This window comes from Rathayibacter sp. Leaf296, assembly GCF_001423045.1.
GTDB classification, from domain to species: Bacteria; Actinomycetota; Actinomycetes; order Actinomycetales; family Microbacteriaceae; genus Rathayibacter; species Rathayibacter caricis.
On the sequence record NZ_LMNR01000001.1, the window covers coordinates 677,790 to 701,851 of the forward strand.

Here is a 24,062-nt window from a genome sequence, read left to right on the forward strand (position 1 = left end):
TACTGAGCGGCCCGATCCGCCTCCGCTAGCGCGCCGTCGAGCGGCGCACGACGAGTTCGGGCTGGAAGACGGTCTGGCGGGGGATCAGCTCGGGGTCGGCGGCCTCCTCGAGCAGCACCCGGAGGGCCGTGCGGCCGATCGTGGTGCTCGGCTGGCGCATCGACGAGAGCGGCACCGCGGCGGCGGCCGCGAACGCGATGTCGTCGAAGCCGATGAGCGCGATCTCGTCGGGAACGAGCATCCGCCCGCTGGTCGCCAGCGACTGGAGCAGGCCCAGCGCCAGCAGGTCGTTCGCGGCGAAGACCGCGTCGGGCCGCTCGCGAGGGGGGCGGGCGACGAGGCGCTCGCCGGCCGCGACGCCCTCGGCCACCGTGAGGGCCGAGGTGGCGACCACCTCGATGTCGACCGGAGCGGCGCTGTCCTCGGCCGCGACCCGCGCTCCCGCCAGCCGGTCCACGACCTGGCGGATCTCGAAGGGGCCGCCGACGAACGCCAGGCGCCGCCGGCCCGTGGCGATCAGGTGGTCGACGGCCATCCGACCGCCCGCGACGTTGTCGACCGAGACCGAGCTGAAGCGCCCGTCGCCGCTGAAGCGGTCGACGAGCACGGCCGGGATCCCGCGCTCGCGCAGCCGCTCGAGCCGGCGGGTGATGTCCCCGTGCGGCGAGATCAGGACTCCGCGCACCTGCTGCTCCTCGAAGAGGTCGAGGTAGTGCCGCTCGCGGGCGACGTCCTCGTCGGTGTTGCCGTGGAGCACCGCGATGCCGTGGCGGGAGGCCTCGTCGACCGCTCCGTGCACCACGTCGCCGAAGAACGGGTTGCGGCCGTCGAGCACGACGAAGCCGACGGTCGAGCTGACGCCGTTGCGGAGCTTCCGCGCGGCGTCGTTGCGGACGTAGCCGAGCTCCTCGATGGCGAGGTTCACCCGCGTCAGGTTCTCGGCCGAGACCTCGTCGGGGCGGTTGAGCACGTTCGACACGGTGCCCACGGACACGCCCGCGTGCTGGGCCACGTCGCGGATGCTCGCTGCCACTGTTCCCCTCCGTCACGACCGTGCAACGAGCGGCACTGCTCGTCTTGACCGACCCGGTCGCCGTCCATAGAGTATGCCTGAACACAGGTTGAATCGATTCAGAATTCCTGAGCCGCCGAACCCGACGCCCTCGACGAGGAGGCACCTCCGTGACAGACACCGCGCCCGCCCCGGCGCTCGAGCTCGCCCGGGTGGTGAAGTCCTTCGGCGCCGTCATCGCGCTGCGCTCGGGCACCCTCTCGCTGCACTCGGGCTCCATCCACGCGCTGATCGGCGAGAACGGAGCCGGCAAGTCGACCCTCGTGAAGATCATCGCCGGCGTCCACCGCCGCGACGCGGGGGAGTTCCGCCTGCACGGACGCGACGTCGACTTCACCTCCACGGCCCAGTCGAAGGCGGCGGGCGTCGCCGTGATCTACCAGGAGCCGACGCTGTTCCCGGACCTCTCGGTCACCGAGAACATCTTCATGGGCCGCCAGCCCACCGACCGATTCGGGCGGATCGACCGCAGGGCGATGCGCACCGAGGTCGAGCAGCTGATGCGCCGCCTGGGCGTGTCGATCGATCCGGAGCGGCCCGCCGAGGGCCTCTCGATCGCCGACCAGCAGATCATCGAGATCGCGAAGGCCATCTCGCTCGACGCCTCCGTCCTGGTGATGGACGAGCCGACCGCCGCGCTCTCGGGCGTCGAGGTCGAGCGACTGTTCGCGGTGGCGCGGAGCCTGCGCGACGAGGGCCGGGCGCTCGTGTTCATCTCGCACCGCTTCGACGAGGTCTTCGCCCTCTGCGACACGATCACCGTGATGCGCGACGGCTCCTACATCGCGACCACGCCGACGAGCGAGGCCACGATCGACGGCATCGTGCGCCAGATGGTCGGCCGCGACGTGACGGAGCTGTTCCCGAAGCAGCCGGCCGAGATCGGCGAGGTGGTCCTCGCGGTCGACTCGCTCACCCAGCCGGGCGTGTTCCACGACATCTCGTTCACCGTGCGCGCCGGCGAGATCGTCGGTCTCGCCGGGCTCGTGGGCGCGGGTCGCAGCGAGGTCGCCCGCGCGGTCTTCGGAGTGGACCCGTACCAGAGCGGCACCGTCACGCTGAACGGGACCCCGCTGCCCCGCCGCGACCCGGCCGGCGCGATGCGCGCCGGGGTCGCCCTCGTGCCGGAGGACCGCCGGAAGCAGGGTCTGGTGCTCGACGCCTCCGTCTCGAACAACATCACGACGGCCATCCGCCGCGGCCTGACGAAGGGCGGCCTGCTCACCCGCGGAGCCGAGAACTCGGCGGCGCGGATCTGGGCCGGGCGCCTCGAGGTGAAGACCAACGCGCTCGACACGGTCGCCGGCACCCTGTCCGGCGGCAACCAGCAGAAGGTCGTCCTGGGCAAGTGGCTCGCCACGAACCCGAAGGTGCTGATCATCGACGAGCCCACCCGCGGCATCGACGTCGGCACCAAGTCCGAGGTGCACCGGCTGCTCTCGCAGCTGGCCGGCGAGGGCATGGCGATCCTCATGATCTCCTCCGAGCTGCCCGAGGTGCTCGGCATGGCCGACCGCGTCCTGGTGATGCGCGAGGGCCGGCTGACCGGCGAGCTCGCCCGCGAGGACGCGACCAGCGAGGCCGTGATGCTGGCCGCCACCGGCGGCACGGGCGCCGTCGCCGCCGATCCCACTGCCCCGCACCGCACCGAAGGGAGCGCCGCATGAGCGCCGCGACGACCACCGCGCCCTCGACGGGACGGCCGACGCCCTCCTCCGGCGGCCTCTCCCGCGGACTCCGCGGCTTCGCGACGGCGCGCGAGACGAGCATCCTGCTCGCGATCGTGCTGCTCGTCGCGGTGACGACCGTCAAGAACCCGTCCTTCCTCTTCTCCCCCGACGGCTGGCGGGACCTGCTGCTGACGCCGTCGATCCTCGTGCTCGTCGCCGTCGGCCAGGCGATCGTCGTCATCACCCGGAGCGTGGACCTCTCGGTCGGCTCGATCCTCGGGCTCTCCGCCTACCTCACGGGCCGGCTGTTCCTGGACGTGCCGGGCCTGCCGATCATCGTGGTCTTCGTGGCCGGGATCCTCTTCGGCGGTCTGCTCGGACTGATCAACGGCGCCCTCGTCGCGTTCGCCAAGGTGCCCGCCCTGGTGATCACGCTCGGCACGCTCTACGCCTACCGCGGCATCAACGTGGCCTGGGCCGGCAGCGACCGGGTCAACGCCTCGGACATGCCGAAGGACTTCCTGGCGCTGGGAACGGGTCAGATCCTGAGCATCCCGATCCTCACGATCATCGCCCTCGTGGTGCTGGTCGTCGCCGGGTACTGCATGCGCAACCTCCGGGCCGGGCGCGAGTTCTACGCCATCGGCTCCGAGCCCGACGCGGCGCGCCTCTACGGCCTGCCCGTCACGCGCCGGATCCTCACCGCCTTCGTCCTGAGCGGGGCGCTGACCGGGCTCGCCGGCGTGCTCTACGCGGCCCGCTACGGCACGGTCAACTCGCAGGCCGGCTCCGGCTGGGAGCTCGACGCGGTGGGGGCGGCGGTCATCGGCGGTGTCGCGATCTTCGGCGGCTCCGGCACGGTCTGGGGCGCCGCGCTCGGCGCGGTCCTGCTCCTGACCATCAACCGGGCGCTCCCGATCCTCGGCGTGCAGGACTTCTGGCAGCGCGCCGTGGTCGGCGTCCTCATCATCGGCGCGATCGTGCTCGACCGCGTCCTCTCGATCCGGCAGTCCCGCCGGCTCCTGGCAGAAAGGGACGACGCGCGATGAGCTCTCTCTCGACCGAGACGACCGCCGTGCGGACGGCGCGGACGTACCGCGACTACGGTCACGGACGCCTCCGGCGCCTGCTGCTCACCCGCGAGACCGCGATCATCGTGCTGCTCGTGCTCGTCGTGCTCGTCGCCTCGGCCACGGTCCGCAACTTCGACCGCCCGATCACGGTGACCTACCTCCTCCTCGACATCGCGCCGGTGCTGCTGATCGCCCTGCCGATGACGCTGATCATCGTCACGGGCGAGATCGACCTCTCCGTCGCCTCGACGGTGGGCCTGGCGAGCGTGCTGACCGGGATCCTCACCCAGGCCGGCGCCCCGTTCGCGGTCGCCGCGCTCGTGGCGCTGCTGGCGGGAGCAGTGGGAGGAGCGCTGAACGGGTTCCTGATCACGGTGGTCGGCCTGCCCTCGCTCGCCGTCACGATCGGCACGCTCGCGCTCTACCGGGGGCTCGCCGTGGGCCTGCTCGGCACCACCGCCGTCACCGACTTCCCGGAGTTCTGGACGGACCTCGCGACGTCGAAGATCGGCGACTCGCCGGTCCCGTCGATCGTCGTGCCGATCGTGATCCTGGCGATCGTGTTCGCGGTGCTGCTGCACTTCACGTCCTTCGGCCGCGGGATCTACGCGATCGGACTGAACGACGAGGCGTCCACGTTCTCGGGCGTGAACGTGAACCGGACGAAGTTCGTCCTGTTCCTGCTCTCGGGAGTGGTGTCGGCCTTCGCGGGCGTCTACTTCACCCTCCGCTACGGATCCGCCCGCGGCGACAACGCCACGGGCCTCGAGCTCCAGGTGATCGCGGCGGTGCTGCTCGGCGGCGTCTCGATCTTCGGCGGCCGCGGCGCCCTGCACGGCGTGCTCGCCGGCGTCGTCCTGATCGGGATCCTCGCCAGCGCGCTCCGCCTGGCCAACGTCACCTCCGACGTCATCAACATCATCACCGGAGTGCTCCTCGTGCTCTCGGTGGTGACCACCAGCCTCCTGGCGTGGGTGCAGAAGAAGCGCACCCGCTCCGGGACACCCCGATCGGCCGCGGGCGCCCGCCCGTGACCGGTCCGCACCGACAGCACCTCCCGCACGGGGACGGCGAGCGCCGCCCCCGCACCTCACATCGAAAGGACGAAACGATGACGTTTCCCACGAAGGGCCGCACGCTCCGGCGTCTGGGCTCCGTGACCGCAGCGGCGGTCGCGTTCGCGCTCGTCGCGACCGGATGCTCCGCCGGCGGCGACTCCGACGCGGGCTCCGGCTCCGAGGGCGGAGGGGACGCGAACTACGCGATCACCTTCCTCCCCAAGAACCTCGGCAACGCCTACTTCGACACCTCCGACGCCGGAGGCGAGAAGGCGATCGAGGAGTTCGGCGGCAGCTACGCCGAGGTCGGGCCGTCGGAGGCCACCCCCGACGCCCAGGTCTCCTACATCAACACGCTCACGCAGCAGGGCGCCGGAGCGATCGTCATCTCGGCGAACGACCCGAAGGCCATCTGCGACGCGCTGAACGAGGCCCGCGACAACGACGTGAAGGTGGTCACCTTCGACTCCGACACGAACGCCGACTGCCGCGACCTCTACATCAACCAGGCCACGGCCGAGGGCATCGCCAAGGCGCAGGTCGACCTGATCACCGAGCAGATCGGCGACTCGGGCGAGATCGCGATCCTCTCGGCGTCGGCCAACGCGACGAACCAGAACACCTGGATCGAGCTGATGCAGGAGGAGCTCGAGGCCAACCACCCCGACGTCACCCTCGTCGACACCGTCTACGGCGACGACGACGACCAGACCTCGTTCGACAAGACGGCGGCGCTGCTGCAGTCGCACCCCGACCTCAAGGGCATCGTCTCGCCCACCACGGTCGGCATCGCGGCGGCCGCGCGCTACCTCTCGACCTCGGACTACAAGGGCAAGGTCGCGCTGACCGGTCTCGGCACGCCGAACCAGATGCGCGAGTACGTCGAGGACGGCACCGTCACCGCGTTCGCCCTGTGGAACCCGGGAGACCTCGGCTACCTCGCGGCCTACGCGGCCAAGGCCCTGATCGACGGCGACATCACCGGCGAGACCGGCGACTCCTTCGAGGCGGGCGACCTGGGCACGTTCGAGGTGGGCGAGGACGCGACCGTGCTCCTCGGCGACCCGTTCGTGTTCGACTCGGAGAACATCGGCGAGTTCGACTTCTGATCCTCTCCTCCCCGGTAGCGGGCCCTCGCGATCCTCGGATCGCGGGGGCCCGCTGCCGTCAGCCGAGGTCGATCAGCAGGTCGTCCCCGTCGACGACCACCCGGGCGTCGGAGTAGTGCGCGATGCGGGGAAGACCCGCGGTGCTCGGGCTCTCGTGCCCGCCGACCACGACGACGCGCATCCCGGCCGCGAGGCCGGCGCGGACGCCCGCCTCGGCGTCCTCGAAGACGACCGCGTCGGCGGCGAGGACGCCCAGGCGCTCCGCGGCGGCGAGATAGCAGTCGGGGGCGGGCTTGCCGTGCAGGACGTCGTCGGCGGTGACGACGACGTCGGGAGAGGGGACGCCGGCGGCCGCGAGCCGGCCGGCGGCGAGGGCAGGGCTCGCTGAGGTGACGAGGGCGACGCGGGTGCGGGGCAGGGCCGCGAGGAACGCGACGGCGCCCGGGATCTCGACCGTCCCCTCCGTGTGCTCGAGCTCGTAGGCGTTCAGCTCGGCCACGATGCCGGCGACGTCGCGGCCGGGCGGGGCGAAGCGGCGCACGCTGTCCTCGGCGCGCACGCCGTGCACCGAGGCGAGGATCATCGCGCGGTCGAGGCCGAAGCGGTCGGCGAAGGAGCGCCAGATGGTCTCGACGACCGCGGTCGAGTCGACCAGCGTCCCGTCCATGTCGAAGAGGGCGGCGCGGGCGCGGATCAGGTGCGGCATGCCTCCATCCTGGCGGAGGAGGCGCGCGCGGCTCAGACCAGCCGGTTCTCGTAGGCGTGCACCACGATCTGCACGCGGCTGCGGAGCCCCAGCTTCACCAGGATGCTGCGCACGTGCGTCTTGACGGTGGCCTCGCTGATGAAGGACGCTCCGGCGACGGCGGCGTTGGTCAGGCCCTTGGCCACGAGGGCGTAGATCTCGCGCTCCCGCGGCGAGAGGGCCGCGAGGACCTCCTCCGGCCGGCGCTCGCCGTGGACGTGCGCGAACCGGCGCACCAGGGCGTCGGCGGCGACCGGCGGAGCGTCGCCCGCGGCCACCGCGCGGACCGTCGCGAGCAGCTGCTCCGGCGTCGCGTCCTTCGTGAGGAACGCGCTCGCCCCGGCGCGCAGCGAGCGGAACACCGCCTCCTCCTGCCGGAACGTCGTCAGGACGATCACCTGCGGGCCGCTCGTGCGCTCGGCGCCTTCGCCCCCGGTGATCCGCCGGGTCGCCTCGAGCCCGTCGAGCAACGGCATGCGGATGTCCATCAGCACGACGTCGAGCGGCTCCCGGTCCACGAGCGCGAGCGCCGCCTCGCCGTCGTGGGCGGTCCCCGCGACGACGAGGTCGGGCTGCGACTCGAGCAGCATGCGGAGGCCGTGCACGAACAGCTCCTGGTCGTCGACGACCGCGACGCGGATCGGCGCGTTCACGCGTGGGCCTCCCGGCGCTGCAGGGCCGCGGTGGTGGTCGGGAGGAACGCGGTGACGAGGAACGATCCGTCCGGGTCGGGGCCCGCCGTGAGCCATCCGCCCGCCAGCCGGGCGCGGTGCTCCATGCCGGCGAGGCCGAAGCCCCGACGGGCCGGGTGCGCGGCGGGGGCCTCGCCGCCCGGGCGGCTCGCGACGGCGAGGAGGAGGCCCGGCCCGTCCCAGGTGAGCGAGACGGAGGCGTGCGGTCCGGTGCCGCCGTGCTTGAGCACGTTGGTCAGGCTCTCCTGGACGATGCGGTAGACGGCGAGCTGCTGCGCGGGCGCCAGGTCGGCGGGGTCGCCGCTCTCGCGCAGCTCGACCTGCACGCCGGTGCCCTCGAAGCGGCGGACGAGCTCCGGCAGATCGGCCAGCCCGGGCTGCGGTCGGTCGGTCTCCTCGGTGAGCCCCTCGATCAGGCCGCGGAGGTCGACGAGCGCCGACCGGGACGTCTCGGCGATGCGCAGGAGCGAGGTGTCGGTCGATCCGCTGCCCGCCGTGTCCGACTCGGACCGCCGCAGGAACCGCGACCCGTCCGCCAGCGCGATCACGACGGCGAGGGAGTGCGCCAGCACGTCGTGCACCTCCTGCGCGATCTCGCTCCGCTCCTTCAGTGCCCGCAGCTCGTAGCCCGCGATGAGCAGCTCGCGCTCGGTGCTCTCGATCCGCTCGCTCGCGGCCTCGGTGCGCGCGGCGAACTGGAGGGCCGTGCCGGCCGTCCAGCAGACCGCCCAGAGCAGCGCATGCACGGCGGTGAGGCTGAGCGCCCAGCCGAGCGCCAGCTTCGGGTGCTCGAAGGTCTCGCCGATGCCGATCCAGCTGAGCCAGCCCGCCGAGAAGACGAGCGAGAAGCCGACGGCGGTCGACCACGCGAGGCCGACGAGCAGCGCGCCCCAGCGCAGCCGCGTGCCGGCCCGTCGGGCGACCGCGAACGCCACGACCAGCGAGCCCTCGAGGATCGGCCAGGTGGTGGAGTCGGCGCCGGGCAGGCGGACGAGCTGCAGGACCGGGACGGCCAGGACGAGGGCGAGGGCGACCGCCGGGCGGGCGCTGCTGAGCCCGATCGCGAGCGCGACGGGGCCCAGGAGCACCGCGAACGCGAGCGCGGCGCCCGGAGCGGCGAGCCGGCCGATCTCGGCCGTGATCCAGAACGCGGTGAACAGCGCGGCCAGCACCGGGGCGAGCGCGACGAGCAGGGGGCGGGAGCGGCGCGGCGTGGACATGGCCTCACCGTAGGCGAGCACCGCCGCGTCGCGCCGTGCCCGGGGCCCGATCTCCTCCCTCCTGATGAGGCCCGCCCTCATCGCCCTCTCCTCGGATGCTCGCCGGGCACGCTCAGGCCGCCGCGGGCTCCGCGACGCTAGCCTTCAGGAGGACTGCGGGCAGGGAGCCCGACGGGGATGCGGAGAACGCCATGACCGACGAGAACGAGACCACGGCGGCCGGGTCGACCGCGGGCGGCGGCGAGGCGCAGGCCTCGTCCGGACCGCGGGCCGGCTGGTACCCCGACCCCGCCGGATCGCCGCGGCAGCGCTGGTGGGACGGGACCGGCTGGACGGACTCGCTCCGCGACGCCCCGGCGGCGACGCCTCCCGCACCGCCCGCCGCGCCCGTGACTCCGCCCGCGCCGCTCTACGGCCAGACGTCGAGCGGGCAGACGACCACCTACGGGCAGTCGGCGTCGGGGCAGTCGGCCACGGGGCCCGCTGCTCCTGGCCCGGTCGCCCCCACCGGTGGCTACGGCCAGCAGGCGCCGGGGGAGCAGCCACGGTACGGCCAGCAGGCGCCGGGGGAGCAGCCCCGGTACGGCCAGCAGGCTCCCGTGCCGCAGGAGCCGTCGGCGCAGCAGCCCGCGCAGCAGAACCCGTACGCGCCGCAGAACCCCTACGCCCAGCAGAACCCCTCCGCGGCGCAGACTCCCGCCCAGCCCTACGCCTCCGCGCCGTCGCGCCCCGCGCCGCAGCCGCGCGACACGAGCATCGTCAGCGCCACACCCTGGATCTGGGTCGTCGTCCTGCTGCCGCTGCTCTCGGCCCTGTCGGTGCTGCTGCTCCCGCCGAGCCTCGTCGTCGAGTCGGCGATGAGCTCGGCCTACGGCACGACGTCGTCGATGGGCGTGTCCACCGCCTACCTCCTCGGCCTCGGTGCGGTGCAGGTCATCGGGTTCCTGATCTACGCGGCCGAGGTCGTCTTCGCGTTCCTCGACTGGAGGCAGCTGAAGCGCGCCGGGATCCAGCGCCCGTTCCACTGGGCGTGGGCGTTCCTCGCGGCTCCGTACGTGTACGTCATCGGCCGCAGCGTCGTCGTCAAGCGCGTCACCGCGGGCGGCCTCCTGCCGCTCTGGATCTTCCTCGGCGTCGTCGCGGTGACGTTCCTCATCGTGATCATTTGGACCGGCGCGCTCTTCTCGGAGATGATGACGGCCTTCCCCGGCATGGCCTACTGACCCGATGCCGTCCCGGGGGCCGGTCAACGGCGACGTGTCGTTCTGGTGGTCCTCGCTGGGGCGACCGGAGGCGCGGCCCGCGCTCCCGGGGCCGCTGGACGTCGACGTCTGCATCGTGGGTGCCGGCTACACGGGCCTCTGGACGGCCTACTACCTGAAGAAGGCCGCTCCGGATCTGCGGATCGCGGTGCTCGAGCAGCGCTTCGCCGGGTTCGGCGCGTCCGGCCGCAACGGCGGCTGGCTGACCAACGAGATCACCGGAGGCGTCTCCTCCTACGCCCGCAGCCACGGCCGGGAGGCGGTCGACCGGTTCCAGCTCGCGGTGAAGGAGACGGTCGACGAGGTGATCCGGGTCGCGGCGGCCGAGGGGATCGACGCCGACATCGTCAAGGGCGGCGAGTACCAGGTCGCCCGCGGTCCGGCGCAGAAGCGCCGCCTCGAGGCGACGGTCGCGGCGGCTCGGGCGCGTGCCCACACCGACGTCGAGCTGCTCGACGCGGCGGAGGCGTCGGCGCGGATCGCCGTGAACGGCACCTCGGCCGGCATGTGGCACCCGCACTGCGCCAGGATCCATCCCGCGAAGCTCGCGGCCGGACTCGCGCGCACCGTCGAGGCGCTCGGCGTCGTGATCCACGAGGACACCCGGGTCGACGAGATCCGCCCCGGAGTCGCCGTCACGGCGCGCGGAACCGTCCGCGCCGACATCGTGCTGCGCGCCACCGAGGGCTTCACCGCCGAGCTCGCCGGTCACCGCCGGGAGTGGCTGCCGATGAACTCCTCGCTCGTCGCCACCGAGCCGCTGCCCGCCGCGGTGTGGGACGAGCTCGGCTGGGCGGGGCGCGAGACGCTCGGCGACTTCGCGCACGCCTACATGTACGCCCAGCGCACGGCCGACGACCGCATCGCGATCGGCGGCAGAGGAGTGCCGTACCGCTACGGCTCCCGGATCGACGTCGACGGCGCGACCGACCCGCGCACGCTCCCGAAGCTGCGCGGGATCCTCGAGCGCTTCTTCCCGGTGCTGGAGGGAGTGGGGATCGACCACGTGTGGTCGGGCGTTCTCGGAGTGCCGCGCGACTGGCACGCGACCGTCGGTCTCGACCACGCCACGGGGCTCGGCCGGGCGGGCGGCTTCGTCGGCACGGGGGTGACGGCGACCAACCTGGCCGGGAGGACCCTCCGGGACCTGGTGCTCGGCGAGCGCACGCCGCTCACCGAGCTGCCGTGGGTCGACCACCGCGTGCGGCAGTGGGAGCCGGAGCCGCTGCGCTGGCTCGCGGTGACGACGCTCTACACCGCGTACGGACTGGCCGACGGCGCCGAGGCCCGGGGGAGGGCGACCACCTCGCCGCTCGCGAGTCTGGCCGACGTGGTCGCCGGCCGCTCGCACTGAGCCGATCGAGATGCGCCTCGGCGTCCTCAGACCTCGTCTACTCAGGACGCGGTCGGGGGAATGAAGGCTTCGATGATCTCGCGGAGCGCACGGTACTTCCGATTGCCGACCTTTTGAACCAGGTTCATCGCCACCAGAGCGTTCAAGTCGCGCGCTGGAGTCCGTTCGCCCTGAATGGCGTACTGACGCGCCAGGTTGGTCGTGAGGTCCGTCACCTGCTCCGGCGTGTAGACCTCTCCGGCTCTCATCGCAAGAGCGGCGTCCCGCTGACGGTCGCGCGCCTTGGTGCTCGGCAGCCCGTGGAAGCGCTCGTAGACGTAGCTCTCCCAGTGGATGACGAGGTTCTCGCGACGAACGACCTGAATCTGTTCACGCAGCTCGTCGACGAAGCCCCGAAGGGCGTATCGGATGAACGCCGTGACATCGTGCTGCGCCGCGTCGAGAGCGAGGTAGTACGCATTCCGCGTCTTGTTGTAGTGATCCGACAGGAGATTCGTCGCGACCAGGGGCACTACTCCCGATTCGGAGAGGATCTGCACCTCAATCAGGCGTGCGAGCCGACCGTTGCCGTTGCCGAACGGGTGGACCCAAGCGATGTACAGGTGAGCCAGCACCGCGGCCAGTACTGCAGTGACGAACTTCTCCTCGTCGCGCGACTCCTGCGTGATCGCGCCTCGCAGCTGAGCCAGCCAGGACACGAGTTGATCGAGGAGTTCGGGAACCTCGGGCCAGTGCGGGGCTTTGTAGCTCCCCGCGGCGACGTCGTGCTCACGGATCACGCCGGGAACGACCTCGGGCTTGTCCGGGATGCCTCGGAGCAGCTGCAGGTTGAGCATGCAGAGGCGGTCGACGGTGATCGCAGGTCGCAGCCCGTCCTCGAGAGCAGCGTCGATGTCCCGGATGGCGGCGAGCACGTTCTGCACCTCGAGCTCCAGATAGCTCCGAGAGGCGGAGACCCCGGCGGAGCCGTTGTCGACGATGCTCTTCACCTCATCGACCGAGAGCGTGTTGCCCTCGATGGCCGTCGTTGCGGCCACGCCGCGCGCGAGGTAGACGGAGGACATCGCTGAAGCCGCTGACGGCTTGAGGGGCGCGCCGGCGAGATGCTGGCACTTGCTCATCGCTTCGCCGAGCATCATCCAGATGTCCGCCGGAAGTGTCGCGGTCCGGAAGTCGAACGTGATGAACGGGTGCGTCCTCGGGGTCATGGTCGAACGGTAGTGCTCACGCGCGCCGTTCCCAACCCCGTTTCGCTATCGGCATGCTGTTTCGTCCACTTCTGGCGCCGCATGTTCGGTCACTGTCGAGTACGTGATTCACGCCGCTCCTGGTGCACTGAGCCGAGCCTCCGCTACGCCTCGCCGCGCTGGATCAGGCGCGACAGCACGATCGCCGAGCGCGTGTGGTCGACGTTCGGCGCGATGCGCACCTTCTCGAGGGCGAGTTCGAGGCTCGGGATGTCGCGCGAGCGGATGTGCACGATGGCGTCCGCGGATCCGGTGACGGTGCCGGCGTCGACGACCTCGGGCACCGCCGAGAGGATCCGCCGCAGCTCGTCGGGAGCGACGGTGCCGCGGCAGAACAGCTCGACGTACGCCTCCGTCGCCATGCCGTCGACCGCGGGATCGACCTTGATGGTGAAGCCCCGGATCACGCCGTCGGCCACGAGGCGGTCGACGCGGCGCTTCACGGCGGAGGCGGACAGCCCGACCACCCCTCCGATGTCGCCGTACCCCGCCCGGGCGTTCTGGCGCAGCAGATCGAGGATCTTCCGGTCGATGTTGTCCATGCGTCGAGCCTAGGGCGGGAGGACGGAGCGGGCGCTCCGGGGAAGGGTAGCCTTGCCTTCGCACCCGCTCGAGCAGAAGGAGGCCCCCGTGCCCGCTTTCCTCGACGAGCTGGGGTTCGCCGAGCTGCTGGCGGCCCTCTTCGCCATCGTGTTCCTCCGTGCGCAGGCCACCTACTGGCTGGCGCGCGCGATCGCGGCGGGAGTCGCCGCCCGCCGGTGGGGCCGGTGGCTGGAGTCCCCGGCGATGCGGCGCGCCTCCGCGGTGCTCGCCCGGTACGGAGCGCCCGCCGTCACGGTGAGCTTCCTGACGGTCGGATTCCAGACGGTGGTCAACGCCGCGGCCGGGGCGGCGCGGATGCGCTGGCTCGTCTACCTCCTCGCGATGATCCCGGGCTGCGCCGCCTGGGCGCTGATCTACGCCACGGTCGGCTTCGCCGTGCTCTGGGCCGTGATCGGCGCGGCGGCCGGATCGCCCGCAGGAGTGGCCGTGCTCGCGGTGCTCGTCGCGGCGGTGGTCGTGAGCGTGGTGCTCCTGCGTCGGCGGGGCTCCGTCCGCTCGTCGCGCTGAGCGCCTCCCGGCGCAGTCGGCGGCGCGCCCGCCTCCCTGCGCGACCCCTCCGACCGGTTCCTCGACTCCTCTGGCGAAAACCCGCGCTCGGCTATATAGTTGCACTTGGTCAATAGTTGACCCCGATCAACTAGAACCGCAGATCACACTCGAGGAGCCGTATGTCCCGCGCACAGCGCACCGTCCCGGAGGCCTCCGCCCCGGACCGCCACACCCCCGCAGGCCCCGACGGGGCCATGTCGCACCGTCAGGTGCTGGAGTCGCTCAGCGGCCTGCTGCTGGGCATGTTCGTCTCGATCCTCGCGGGCACGGTCGTCTCAACCTCGCTGCCGCTGATCATCTCGGACCTGAAGGGCGACCAGAACGCCTACACCTGGGTCGTCACCGCGACCCTCCTGGCGACCACCGTCTCGACCCCGCTCTGGGGCAAGTTCGCCGACCTCTTCAACCGCAAGCTGCTGATCCAGCTCGCCCTCGCGGTCTTCGTCCTCGGATCCGCCGCCGCGGGCTTCTCGCAGGACACGAACATGCTGATCGTGTTCCGCGTCTTCCAGGGCCTGGGCGCCGGCGGTCTCGCGGCGCTGAGCCAGATCATCATGGCCGACATCATCAGCCCCCGGGAGCGCGGCAAGTACGCCGGCCTCTTCGGCGGAGTGATGGCCGTCGGCACCGTCGGCGGCCCCCTCCTGGGCGGCGTCGTCACCGACGCGTTCGGCTGGCGCTGGAACTTCTTCATCGCGCTGCCCGTCGCCATCGTCGCGATCGTGCTGCTTCAGGTGACCCTCCGCCTCCCCGCGCACCCCAAGCGCACGGTGAAGATCGACTACTTCGGCGCGGTCCTGATCGCCGCGGGCGTCTCGCTCCTCCTGATCTGGGTCTCGCTCGCCGGCAAGAACTTCGAGTGGGCCTCATGGGAGACCGCGCTCATGGTCGGCGGCGCCGTGGTGCTGCTGGTGGCCGCGGTGATCGTCGAGCTCACGGTCGACGAGCCGATCATCCCGATGGGGATGTTCAAGAACCGCACCTTCAGCCTCGCGGTCGTCGCGAGCGTCTCGGTCGGCGTCTCGATGTTCGGCACCGCGGTGTTCCTCGCGCAGTACATGCAGCTCTCGCGCGGAGCGACACCGACGCAGTCGGGTCTGCTCACCATCCCGATGATGGCGGGCCTGCTGATCGCCTCGACGATCTTCGGCGGCATCATCTCGCGCACCGGCAAGTGGAAGGCGATCATGGTCTCGGGCGGCGTCCTCGCGGTCGTCGGGACCTACCTCCTGAGCACGCTGCGCTACGACACGAACCTGGTGCTCGTCGGGATCTACATGGCCGTGCTCGGCGCGGGCCTGGGCATGCTGATGCAGAACCTCGTCCTCGTCGTGCAGAACTCGATCGAGGTGAAGAACCTCGGAGTCGCGACCAGCGCGGTCACGTTCTTCCGCAGCCTCGGCGGCACGATCGGCGTCTCGGTTCTGGGTTCGATCCTCGGCACCGTGATCGCCGACCGCATCGGCAGCGGCGTGGCCGGCCTCGAGCCCGCGGATCAGGCGCTCGCCGCCCAGACGCTGGGCAGCGGCACGATCCCGCAGGTCGCCACCCTGCCGGAGCCGCTCCGCATCGTCGTCGAGAGCGCCTACGGCATCGGCGTCGGCGACGTGTTCCTCTTCAGCATCCCGCTCGCGATCATCACCCTGATCGCCGTGATCCTGCTCCCGAACGTCGATCTCGGCACCAAGAACGCGATCCAGCTGAAGTCGGAGCCCGGTGCCCCCGTCACCGGCTCGACCCGCGTGGTCGAGGACGCGGAGGACGCGCTCATCGCGACGGCCGACGGCCAGGCAGGACTGCGTCCCGTGGGCCAGGCGAGGCCGACCGGCTCGATCGACGTGGTCGAGCGCCGCTGATGACTCCCTCGGGAGTCCTCGACGCCGCGCCGGGATCCGTTCCCGGCGCGGCGTCCCCGCGCGCGCTCGCCGAGGTCGAGGAGCAGATCACCGCGCTCGCCGTGCAGGTGCGCAGCGCCGTGCGCGACGCGGCGGCCGCGATCGATCCGTCGCTCCCTCCGTTCGGCCTGCGGCTGCTGCGGATGCTCGAGCGCGGCGGCCCGATCCACGCGAGCGTCGCCGCCGAGCGGCTGGGCGTCGATCGGAGCGCCATCAGTCGGCAGGTCCGCCAGCTCGCCGAGCTGGACATGGTCGAGATGACCGTCGACCCCGACGACGGGCGCGCCCGCTTCCTCGCGCTGACGGCCCTCGGCCGCGAGCGCATGGCGCACCTCGGCGGCGAGCAGCGCCAGCGGATGCACCGGGCCCTGCGCACGTGGCCCGAGGAGGACCTGCTCGCGTTCGCGGGCTACCTCGAGCGGCTCACCACCGCGGAGTAGGCGGCGGCGGCGATCCCTCACCACGGTCGGCCCCCACTCGGTCCGGCCCTCGGGTTAGGGTGCTGTGATGCTCCCTCTGACCGAGGACGCGGTGCGCGCCTCCTTCGTGAACGCCTCCCGCAAGGAGGTCGCCGACGTCTCGCTGCCGGTGGGCTTCGACTCCCTCGACTGGGACTCGATCGACCTCCTCGGCTGGCGCGACAAGAAGATCGGGCGCCGCGCCTACGTGGTGGTGCCGATCGACGGCCGGGTCGTCGGGGTCCTGCTGCGGCAGGCCGACGCGCTGCCCCGCTCGCGGGCGCAGTGCTCGTGGTGCCGCGACACGCGCCTGCCCAACGACGTCGTCTTCTTCGGTGCGCGCAAGGCCGGCGCGGCCGGGCGCTCGGGCGACTCGCTCGGCACGCTCGTCTGCGCCGATTTCCAGTGCTCGGCGAACGTGCGGGCGCGGCCTCCGATCGCCTACGTCGGCTTCGACGTCGAGCAGGCGAAGACCGAGCGGATCGAGACGCTGCGCGCGAAGTCCGCAGGCTTCGTCCGCGAGGTGCTCGCGACGCAGTGAGCGGCGCTCAGCGCCGAGTGGAGGCGCGCACGTGCATCCGCTCGCCCTGGCGCCCGAACAGCGACAGGAACTCGACCGGCTTCTCGTCGGCCCGGCCGAACCAGTGCGGCACCCGCGTGTCGAATTCCGCCGCCTCGCCGGCGGGCAGCACCAGGTCGTGCTCGCCGAGGCGCAGCCGGAGCCGTCCGCTGAGCACGTAGAGCCACTCGAAGCCCTCGTGGGTGCGCTGCTCGAGATCGTCGACGTCCGGCGACAGCGGGCCGCCCGCGATCGTGTGCTTGAACGCCTGCAGTCCGCCGGAGTCGCGGGTGAGCGGCTGGATGAGCATCCCGTGCCGCCGCATCGGGCGCCCGTGCACGCGCGGATCCTCGGGCGCCGCTCCGACCAGCTCGTCGAGTGGAGCGCCGAGTGCGCGGGCGATCGGCAGCAGCAGCTCGAGCGTCGCGCGCCGGCCCCCGCTCTCGAGCCGCGAGAGGGTGCTCGCCGAGATCCCGGTCTCGGCCGAGAGCGAGGCGAGGGTGCGGTCGCGGCGCAGTCGGAGTCGGCGCAGCCGCGGTCCGACGGCGGCCAGCACCTCGTCGTCGGACGGTCGGGAGTCGTCGGTCATGCTCCGAGAGTGGCAGAAGGGCGGCGCCGTCGTGCCGGAACAGCACGGATCCGCGACACCGGCGCCCGCGCGGCGCACTCTCGATCCATGACACGCACCCCCGCTCCCGCCGACGTCCTGATCCTCGGCGCCTCCTTCGCCGGCCTCGCCGCCGCCACCGCTCTCGGCCGCAGCCTCCGCGACGTCCTCGTCGTCGACGGCGGTCCTCCGCGCAACGCCCCGTCGCCCGGCGCGCACAACGTCCTCACCCGCGACGGCACCGCGCCGACCGAGCTCGCCCGCCTGGCCCGCCTCGAGGCCGAGGGCTACGGCGCCAGGGTCGTCACCGGGCACGTCGTCAGCGCGTCCAGCACCGGCGGGACCGTCTCGGCGACCCTGGCCGACGGCACCGTGCTGCACGCCCGGCGGCTGCTGCTCGCGACCGGAGTCGCCGACCGGCTCCCCGCGATCCCCGGACTGGCTCCGCGCTGGGGACGCGACGTGCTGCACTGCCCGTACTGCCACGGCTTCGAGGTGCGCGGGCGGAGGATCGCCGTGCTCGGCAGCGGATTCGCGCCGCACCAGGCGCAGATGTTCCGCCAGCTGAGCCCGCACGTCTCGATCCTGCTGAACGGCGTCGACGCCCCGACGGGGGAGGAGGCGCGCGGACTCGCCGCCCGGGGCATCGCGCTCGTCGAGGGCGCGGTCGAGGAGGTCCGCGTCGAGGACGACCGCCTGGTCGGTGTCGTGATCGACGGGACGCTCCTCCCGCTCGACGCGCTCGTCGTCGCCCCCGACGTCTCGGCGCGCCTGCCCACCGGACTCGGTCTCGAGCTCGTCGACCACCCTTCCGGCGTCGCGCGGCACCTCTCGGCCGACCCGATGGGGCGCACCGGAGTCGCCCGCGTGTTCGCCGCCGGCTCGCTGGTGGAGCCGATGGCGCAGGTGATGGCGGCGGCCGCCGACGGCCTGCGGGTGGGCGCCGCGATCAACTACGACCTGATCGAGGAGGAGATCGCCGCGTCGCTGCGCGAGCACGCCGCCTAGTGCTCACCAGGCCCTAGTGCTCACCAGGCCTTAGCGCCGCCGGTACTCCAGCTCCGGCCGCCCGGGCGAGCCGTAGCGGGGAGCGCGCTCCGCGACTCCGGTGTCGGCCAGATGCTCGAGGTAGCGCCGAGCCGTGACCCGCGAGACGTCGAGGCGGGTCGCGAGCTCGGCGGCCGACAGCCCGACCTCGCCGAGCAGCGCGGTGACGGACTCGAGCGTCTCGGCCGACAGGCCCTTCGCCAGGCCCGGAGCGTTCGAGGTCCGCAGCGCCGCGAACGCGCCGTCGACCTCGTGCTGGCTCGCGACGGCCGAGCCGTGCAGCTGCCCGCGGTAGGAGCGGTAGCTGGCGAGCTTCGCGGCGAACGTGCTGAAGACGAACGGCTTGATCAGGTACTGCACGATGCCCGCGGCGACGGAGGCGCGCACCACCGCCGCGTCGCGCACGGCCGTGATCGCGATCACGTCGACGTCGAGCCCGGCCGCTCGGACGGCCCGGCAGAGGTCGAGCCCGCCCATGTCCGGCAGGTTCATGTCGAGCAGGATCAGCGCGATGCCGGAGTCGGCCCGCAGCGCGCGGATGGCCTCGGCCCCGGTGCCGGCGACCGCCGCCACCTCGAACCCCTCGACGCGGCGGACGTAGTCGGCGTGGGCGCTCGCGGTGAGCGGCTCGTCCTCGACGACGAGCACGCGGATCGGGGTCATCGCGCCGCCTCCGCGGCCAGGTCGGCGCGCGCCGGCAGCGGGAGCTGCACCGTGAACACCGCGCCGACATGCCGCGACACCTCGATCGTGCCGCCGAGGCGCTGCACCACCTGCTGCACCAGCGCCAGTCCGATGCCGCGGCCGAACGCGTCCTGCTCCTTCGTCGAGTAGCCGCGTGCGAACACGTCCGCCGTCTCCTCCACTCCGGGGCCGCTGTCGGAGACCTGGATCACCAGCTCCTGCTCGCCGCGCGCGCCCTCCGCCTGCCCGAGGTAGACCTCGACCCACGGCTCGTCGGCACCCTCGGGAGCCGCGGCCGCGTCGAGCGCGTTGTCGATCAGGTTGCCCAGCAGTGTCACCAGATCGCCCGGCTCGAAGCCCTGCGTGCCCGGCTCCAGGTGCGTCTCGAGGTGCAGCTCGACGCCGCGCTCGCGCGCCTGCGCCGTCTTGCCCAGCAGCAGCGCGGCGATCACCGGCTCCTGCACCGAGGTGATCAGCCGGTCGGCGAGCCGCTGGCTGAGCGTCAGCTCACCGGCGGCGAACGACAGCGCCTGCTCGGGCCGGCCCAGCTCGATCAGCGAGGCGATGGTGTGCAGCCGGTTCGAGAACTCGTGGGTCTGCGAGCGCAGGGCGTCCGAGAGGGTGCGCATCGACTCCAGCTCGCCGGTCATCCGCTGCAGCTCGGTGCGGTCGCGCAGCGTCGTCACCGTGCCCAGCGGGCGTGCTCCCGGCGAGGCGGCCGGCTGCTCCGTGACCACGAGGATCCGCTCGCGGGCGACGACGAGGCGGTCGGTGACCGGCTCGTCCGAGCGGAGCAGCTCGCGCAGCGCCTCGGGGATGTCGAGGTCGGCGATCGGCACGGGCGTGCGGACGCCCTCGAGGCCCAGGAGCTCGAGCGCGTGGTCGTTCGCGAGCACCAGGCGCCCCCGGTCGTCCACCAGCAGCAGCCCCTCGCGCACCGAGTGCAGCACCGACTCGTAGTAGGCGAACACCTGGCTCATCTGCTCCGGACCGCGCCCGCCGGTCACCCGCCGCAGGTAGCGGGCGAGGAGCCAGGAGCCGAGCCCGCCGAGCAGGACCGCGCCGAGCGCGCCCCACGCGACGACCTGCACCCGAGCGCCGAAGGACGCGTCGACCGCCTGCAGCGTGACTCCGGCCGAGACCAGCGCGACGATCTCGCCGCTCTCATCGAGGATCGGAGCGACCGCGCGCACCGACGGCCCGAGCGTGCCCGTGTAGGTCTCGGTGAAGGTGCGGCCCTCGAGCGCCGGGGCGATGGTCCCGATGAAGGCCTCGCCGATCCGCTCGCGGTCGCGGTGCGTGTACCGCGTGCGGTCGGGGTTCATGATCGTGAGGAAGTCGACGCCCGTGTCGGCCATGATCGCCTCGGCGTAGGGCTGCAGCGGGCGCGACGGATCCGCCTCCTGCGTCGACTCGACGACGAACGGGTTGTCGGCGACGGTGCGGGCGACGACGAGGCTGCGCGCGGCGGCGTCGTCGCCGGCGCGCCCGCGGGCGTCGACGGCGAGCACGGCGACCGCGGCGGCGGCGATGAGGAGGATGCAGAACAGCTGCACCGCGAAGAGCCGCGCGGCGATGCTGCCGCGCGGGCCGCGGTCGCGGCGTACACGCGGGGCGCGCACTCGGGGCATCGCGACCTCCTCGTCACCTCTCGCGGCAGGCGGATCGGGCTCCGGCCGTTCCGCGTGAACAGTATGAACGCAACCGCGCCCCCGGACGTCGGCGGGTCCACCATCGGAGAGTTCCGGAGCGCTCACCGCTCCGGCCCCGCACCTCACCGGCACGACGAACAGTCGCACCAGCACCCCGCGAACACCCTCCCCTCGACGAAGAGACAGGACACGCTCATGGCGAAGACGCCCGGACGCCCCTCCGACCGGAACGGCACCGACAGGCTCAGCCCCTCGGTCACCCCCGCGAAGACCCGCAAGCGGATCGACCGCAACCACTGGCTCTACATCGCGGTCATCATCGCGGTCGTCGCCGGCGTGATCGTCGGCCTCGTGGCCCCCGAGTTCGCCGCGACGCTCGCGCCCGTCGGCAAGGCCTTCGTGGGCCTCATCAAGATGATGATCGCGCCGATCATCTTCTGCACGATCGTGATCGGCATCGGCTCGATCGCCAAGGCCGCCACGGTCGGCAAGGTCGGCGGACTGGCCCTGGGCTACTTCATCGTCATGTCGACCTTCGCGCTGGCCATCGGCCTCGTCGTCGGCAACATCCTGCACCCGGGCGAGGGCCTCGACATCTCGGGCGCCACCTACGACACGACCGACCTGAAGGCCGAGACCACCTCGGAGTTCGTCCTCGGCATCATCCCCGTGTCGCTCTTCTCGTCGCTGGTCGACGGCAGCATCCTGCAGACCCTCTTCGTCGCCCTCCTCGTCGGCTTCGCGCTGCAGAAGATGGGCGCCAAGGGCCAGCCGATCCTCGGAGCGATCAAGCAGCTCCAGGTGCTCGTCTTCCGCATCCTCTCGATGGTCCTCTGGGTCGCCCCCATCGGCGCCTTCGGCGCGATCGCCGCGGTCGTCGGTGAGACCGGCTGGGGCGCGGTCGTCGCCCTCGCCACCCTGATGATCGGCTTCTACGTCACCTGCGCGATCTTCGTGGTCGTCATCCTCGGACTCCTGCTGCGCATCGTCACCGGCGTCAACATCTTCTCGCTGATGAAGTACCTCGGCCGCGAGTACCTCCTCATCGTCGGCACCTCCTCCTCCGAGGCCGCTCTGCCCCGCCTGATCGCCAAGATGGAGCACCTCGGCGTCTCCAAGCCCGTCGTCGGCATCACCGTCCCGACCGGCTACTCCTTCAACCTCGACGGCACCGCCATCTACCTGACCATGGCGTCGCTCTTCATCGCCTCGGCCACCGGCTCGCCCATGTCGATCTCGGAGCAGATCGGTCTCCTCCTCTTCATGATGATCGCCTCGAAGGGAGCGGCGGGCGTCACCGGCGCCGGCCTCGCCACCCTCGCCGGCGGCCTGCAGTCCTTCCGCCCCGACCTGGTCGACGGCGTCGGAGTCATCGTCGGCATCGACCGGTTCATGTCGGAGGCCCGCGCGGTCACCAACTTCACCGGCAACGCGGTCGCCACCCTCCTCGTCGGCACCTGGACCAAGGAGGTCGACATGTCCCAGGTCCGCGAGGTCCTCGCCGGCCGCGTCCCGTTCGACGAGGCCTCGCTCGGCGCCGACGACCACGGCGCCCCGGTCGCGTCGGGCACCTCGATCACCGAGGGCATCGCGTCGATCAGCGCCGCCGACCGCGCGGAGCTCGCCGGCAAGCGGTAGGCGCCGCTCCCGCCCCACGACGACCGCCCCGTTCGAGGAACCGACCCCCCTGGGTTCCTCGAGCGGGGCGGTTCCACGTGCGCACGGTCCTCTCAGCGCTGTCTCTCAGCGCCGCCGCCCCACGCCCAGCAGCGGGAGCGTCACCGTGCACAGCGGGCCGATGAGCACGGCGAACGCGAGGGTGCCGACGCCGACGTTCCCGCCCAGCGCCCAGCCGATCAGCAGCACCGTGGCCTCGACGCCCGAGCGGCCGACCCAGATCGGCAGGCCGGTGCGGCGGTGCAGCCCCGTCATCAGTCCGTCGCGCGGGCCGGGTCCGAGGTGCGCCCCGATGTAGACGCCGCTCGCGACCGCGAGCAGCACGAGTCCCGCGGTGAAGAGCAGGATCTGCCCCCAGAGCGTCGGGGGCGTCGGGATCAGCCACATCCCGAGCTCGATCGCGGGCCCCACCGTCAGCACGTTCAGCACGGTTCCCAGTCCCGGTCGCTGCCGCAGGGGGATCCAGAGCAGCAGCACGAGCAGGCCGATGATGTTCGTGAGCAGTCCGATTCCCAGTCCGGTGCGGAGCGAGAGGCCCTGCGCGAAGACGGTCCACGGATCCACTCCGAGGGCTGCCCGGATCATCATCGCGTCGGCGACGCCGTAGAGGACGAGCCCGACCATCAGCCGGGGAACGGCTCGGATCCGCCATTGTCCGAGCGGAACGGGAGCGTCGAGGGGCGCCGGGGCGGCGAGGGTGCTGGAGGTGGGCGAAACGGTCACAAGGGACATCACAGCGCAGGATTGGCCTTCCGCGCGCGGTCCAATCCCGCTACCTTGGACGCATGGCTGATGTCCACTTCGGCGTGCGCGCCCTGCAGACCCTCCTCGGTGACTGGCGCGAGCAGCGCGGCACCCGCCCCGCGTACCTGGCGCTCGCCGACCGCGTCCGCCTGCTCGTCATCGACGGCCGCATCCCCGCCGACAGCCGGCTGCCCGCCGAGCGCGAGCTCTCGGCCCGCCTGGGTGTCAGCCGCACGACCGTCGCGGCCGCCTACCGCGAGCTGCGCGAGAGCGGCTACCTCGTGAGCGTCCGCGGCTCCGGCAGCGTGACGCGCCTCCCGGGCGCCGCGGTGCACGCCGTGCCGACCCTGGCGCCCGACTTCCTCGACTTCACCAAGGCCGCGCTCCCCGCCGTGCCCGAGCTGGGGGAGGCCTACGCCCGAGCGGCGCAGCGAGTGCCCGAGCACTTCGACGACGGCTCCTACGACACCGTCGGTCTGCCGATGCTGCGCCGCGCGATCGCCGAGCGGTACACGAAGCGCGGCCTGCGCACGGAGCCCGGCCAGATCATGGTGACCATCGGTGCTCAGCACGCGATCGCCCTCGTCGCGCGCACCCTCCTCTCGCGCGGCGATCGCGCCCTGATCGAGGCACCGACCTATCCCCACGCGTACGAGGCGCTCCGGCTCGCCGGCGCCCGGCTCGTGCCGGTCAACGTCGACGGCGCGGACGGCTGGGACGACGAGGGCCTGATCTCCGCGCTCCGCGGCACCAGCCCGACGCTGGCGTACCTGATGCCCGACTTCCACAACCCGACCGGCCGCTCGATGGCTCCGGAGCTGCGCGAGCGCGCCATCGCCGCGGCCGCCCGCCAGGGCACGGTGATCATCGCCGACGAGACCACCGCCGAGCTCGACATCGACCGGCGGATGGCGCCGCTCCCGTTCGCGGCGTACGGCCCGGAGGGGACGGTCATCTCGATCGGGTCCGTCGGCAAGACGCTGTGGGGCGGGATCCGCATCGGGTGGATCCGCGCCGATCGGGGCACGATCCGCAAGCTCGTCGCGGCCCGCTCGGCCGGTGATCTCGGCAGCCCGATCCTCGAG

General features: G+C 72.2%; 23 protein-coding genes. 13 read left to right on the top strand and 10 right to left on the bottom strand.

Translation table 11 applies throughout. From position 1 onward, the window contains the following. Nucleotides 1–25 precede the first annotated feature (25 nt). Nucleotides 26–1,033: a LacI family DNA-binding transcriptional regulator gene (locus ASF46_RS03040; protein WP_056866370.1), complete on the bottom strand. Its 1,008-nt coding sequence runs from the start codon at nt 1,031–1,033 to the stop codon at nt 26–28. Between the two features lie 149 nt (nt 1,034–1,182). On the opposite strand from ASF46_RS03040, the gene ASF46_RS03045 reads away from it, so the two are divergent. The 4 genes from ASF46_RS03045 to rhaS all read left to right on the top strand — a co-directional run bounded on the left by ASF46_RS03045 (nt 1,183) and on the right by rhaS (nt 5,982). Continuing rightward, the gene (locus ASF46_RS03045; RefSeq protein WP_056866371.1) at nt 1,183–2,739 is read left to right on the top strand and encodes a sugar ABC transporter ATP-binding protein; all 1,557 of its coding nucleotides are present in this window, start codon (nt 1,183–1,185) and stop codon (nt 2,737–2,739) included. Beyond that, entirely contained in the window at nt 2,736–3,791 is a 1,056-nt protein-coding gene (locus ASF46_RS03050; protein WP_056866372.1) for an ABC transporter permease, read from the top strand. Before ASF46_RS03045 ends, ASF46_RS03050 begins: the two co-directional genes overlap by 4 nt. Then, entirely contained in the window at nt 3,788–4,849 is a 1,062-nt protein-coding gene (locus tag ASF46_RS03055; protein ID WP_056866373.1) for an ABC transporter permease, read from the top strand. The genes ASF46_RS03050 and ASF46_RS03055 overlap by 4 nt, the downstream gene beginning before the upstream one ends. Before the next feature lie 77 nt (nt 4,850–4,926). Next, the gene (gene rhaS / locus ASF46_RS03060; protein ID WP_055786551.1) at nt 4,927–5,982 is read left to right on the top strand and encodes a rhamnose ABC transporter substrate-binding protein; all 1,056 of its coding nucleotides are present in this window, start codon (nt 4,927–4,929) and stop codon (nt 5,980–5,982) included. A 58-nt stretch (nt 5,983–6,040) separates the two neighbouring features. Here rhaS and ASF46_RS03065 read toward each other — a convergent pair whose 3' ends face one another. From ASF46_RS03065 to ASF46_RS03075, 3 genes are read right to left on the bottom strand one after another with little or no spacing between them, the layout of a single operon-like run. Next, nucleotides 6,041–6,688 carry an HAD-IA family hydrolase gene (locus tag ASF46_RS03065; protein ID WP_235576838.1) on the bottom strand — a complete coding sequence of 216 codons (648 nt, stop codon included), beginning with the start codon at nt 6,686–6,688 and terminating at the stop codon, nt 6,041–6,043. Between the two features lie 32 nt (nt 6,689–6,720). Continuing rightward, the gene (locus ASF46_RS03070) at nt 6,721–7,380 is read right to left on the bottom strand and encodes a response regulator (RefSeq protein ID WP_056866374.1); all 660 of its coding nucleotides are present in this window, start codon (nt 7,378–7,380) and stop codon (nt 6,721–6,723) included. After that, nucleotides 7,377–8,720, bottom strand: coding sequence for a sensor histidine kinase (locus ASF46_RS03075; protein WP_056866375.1), 1,344 nt, complete (start codon nt 8,718–8,720; stop codon nt 7,377–7,379). Before ASF46_RS03075 ends, ASF46_RS03070 begins: the two co-directional genes overlap by 4 nt. 110 nt (nt 8,721–8,830) lie before the next feature. Here ASF46_RS03075 and ASF46_RS03080 point away from each other — a divergent pair, with 110 nt between their 5' ends. After that, complete coding sequence (locus ASF46_RS03080; protein ID WP_056866376.1) at nt 8,831–9,862, top strand: DUF2510 domain-containing protein; 1,032 nt, start codon at nt 8,831–8,833, stop codon at nt 9,860–9,862. Between the two features lie 4 nt (nt 9,863–9,866). Then, nucleotides 9,867–11,255 carry an NAD(P)/FAD-dependent oxidoreductase gene (locus ASF46_RS03085; RefSeq protein ID WP_056866377.1) on the top strand — a complete coding sequence of 463 codons (1,389 nt, stop codon included), beginning with the start codon at nt 9,867–9,869 and terminating at the stop codon, nt 11,253–11,255. Nucleotides 11,256–11,296: 41 nt separating this feature from the next. On the opposite strand, the gene ASF46_RS03090 is transcribed toward ASF46_RS03085, so the two are convergent. Together ASF46_RS03090 and ASF46_RS03095 are read right to left on the bottom strand one after the other, a co-directional pair. Continuing rightward, nucleotides 11,297–12,463: a Fic family protein gene (locus tag ASF46_RS03090; protein WP_056866378.1), complete on the bottom strand. Its 1,167-nt coding sequence runs from the start codon at nt 12,461–12,463 to the stop codon at nt 11,297–11,299. 143 nt (nt 12,464–12,606) lie between these two features. Continuing rightward, entirely contained in the window at nt 12,607–13,044 is a 438-nt protein-coding gene (locus tag ASF46_RS03095; protein WP_055786568.1) for an Lrp/AsnC family transcriptional regulator, read from the bottom strand. Between the two features lie 88 nt (nt 13,045–13,132). Here ASF46_RS03095 and ASF46_RS03100 point away from each other — a divergent pair, with 88 nt between their 5' ends. The 4 genes from ASF46_RS03100 to ASF46_RS03115 all read left to right on the top strand — a co-directional run bounded on the left by ASF46_RS03100 (nt 13,133) and on the right by ASF46_RS03115 (nt 16,548). Then, the gene (locus ASF46_RS03100) at nt 13,133–13,612 is read left to right on the top strand and encodes a DedA family protein (protein WP_056866379.1); all 480 of its coding nucleotides are present in this window, start codon (nt 13,133–13,135) and stop codon (nt 13,610–13,612) included. Nucleotides 13,613–13,848: 236 nt separating this feature from the next. Then, nucleotides 13,849–15,510 (top strand): MDR family MFS transporter, encoded by a 1,662-nt coding sequence (locus ASF46_RS03105; protein ID WP_056867413.1) that lies wholly within the window; start codon nt 13,849–13,851, stop codon nt 15,508–15,510. Continuing rightward, on the top strand, nt 15,510–15,989 hold the full coding sequence (locus ASF46_RS03110; protein ID WP_056866380.1) for a MarR family winged helix-turn-helix transcriptional regulator: 480 nt from the start codon (nt 15,510–15,512) through the stop codon (nt 15,987–15,989). Before ASF46_RS03105 ends, ASF46_RS03110 begins: the two co-directional genes overlap by 1 nt. Nucleotides 15,990–16,056: 67 nt before the next feature. Then, nucleotides 16,057–16,548, top strand: a complete 492-nt coding sequence (locus ASF46_RS03115) for an FBP domain-containing protein (RefSeq protein ID WP_056866381.1) — start codon at nt 16,057–16,059, stop codon at nt 16,546–16,548. Between the two features lie 7 nt (nt 16,549–16,555). Here ASF46_RS03115 and ASF46_RS03120 read toward each other — a convergent pair whose 3' ends face one another. Beyond that, nucleotides 16,556–17,155, bottom strand: a complete 600-nt coding sequence (locus tag ASF46_RS03120; RefSeq protein ID WP_056866382.1) for a helix-turn-helix domain-containing protein — start codon at nt 17,153–17,155, stop codon at nt 16,556–16,558. Nucleotides 17,156–17,242: 87 nt separating this feature from the next. Between ASF46_RS03120 and ASF46_RS03125 the strand changes: the two genes are divergently transcribed. Then, nucleotides 17,243–18,181: an NAD(P)/FAD-dependent oxidoreductase gene (locus ASF46_RS03125; RefSeq protein ID WP_056866383.1), complete on the top strand. Its 939-nt coding sequence runs from the start codon at nt 17,243–17,245 to the stop codon at nt 18,179–18,181. Between the two features lie 30 nt (nt 18,182–18,211). Here ASF46_RS03125 and ASF46_RS03130 read toward each other — a convergent pair whose 3' ends face one another. After that, nucleotides 18,212–18,883: a response regulator gene (locus ASF46_RS03130; protein ID WP_056866384.1), complete on the bottom strand. Its 672-nt coding sequence runs from the start codon at nt 18,881–18,883 to the stop codon at nt 18,212–18,214. Continuing rightward, nucleotides 18,880–20,535: a sensor histidine kinase gene (locus ASF46_RS03135; protein WP_056866385.1), complete on the bottom strand. Its 1,656-nt coding sequence runs from the start codon at nt 20,533–20,535 to the stop codon at nt 18,880–18,882. The genes ASF46_RS03130 and ASF46_RS03135 overlap by 4 nt, the downstream gene beginning before the upstream one ends. Before the next feature lie 216 nt (nt 20,536–20,751). Between ASF46_RS03135 and ASF46_RS03140 the strand changes: the two genes are divergently transcribed. Next, nucleotides 20,752–22,194, top strand: coding sequence for a cation:dicarboxylate symporter family transporter (locus tag ASF46_RS03140; RefSeq protein ID WP_056866386.1), 1,443 nt, complete (start codon nt 20,752–20,754; stop codon nt 22,192–22,194). A gap of 105 nt (nt 22,195–22,299) precedes the next feature. On the opposite strand, the gene ASF46_RS03145 is transcribed toward ASF46_RS03140, so the two are convergent. Continuing rightward, the gene (locus ASF46_RS03145; RefSeq protein ID WP_056866387.1) at nt 22,300–22,857 is read right to left on the bottom strand and encodes a YczE/YyaS/YitT family protein; all 558 of its coding nucleotides are present in this window, start codon (nt 22,855–22,857) and stop codon (nt 22,300–22,302) included. Nucleotides 22,858–23,018: 161 nt separating this feature from the next. Between ASF46_RS03145 and ASF46_RS03150 the strand changes: the two genes are divergently transcribed. Continuing rightward, nucleotides 23,019–24,062: PLP-dependent aminotransferase family protein (locus ASF46_RS03150; RefSeq protein ID WP_235576839.1), on the top strand; the 1,044-nt coding region annotated here is incomplete at its 3' end.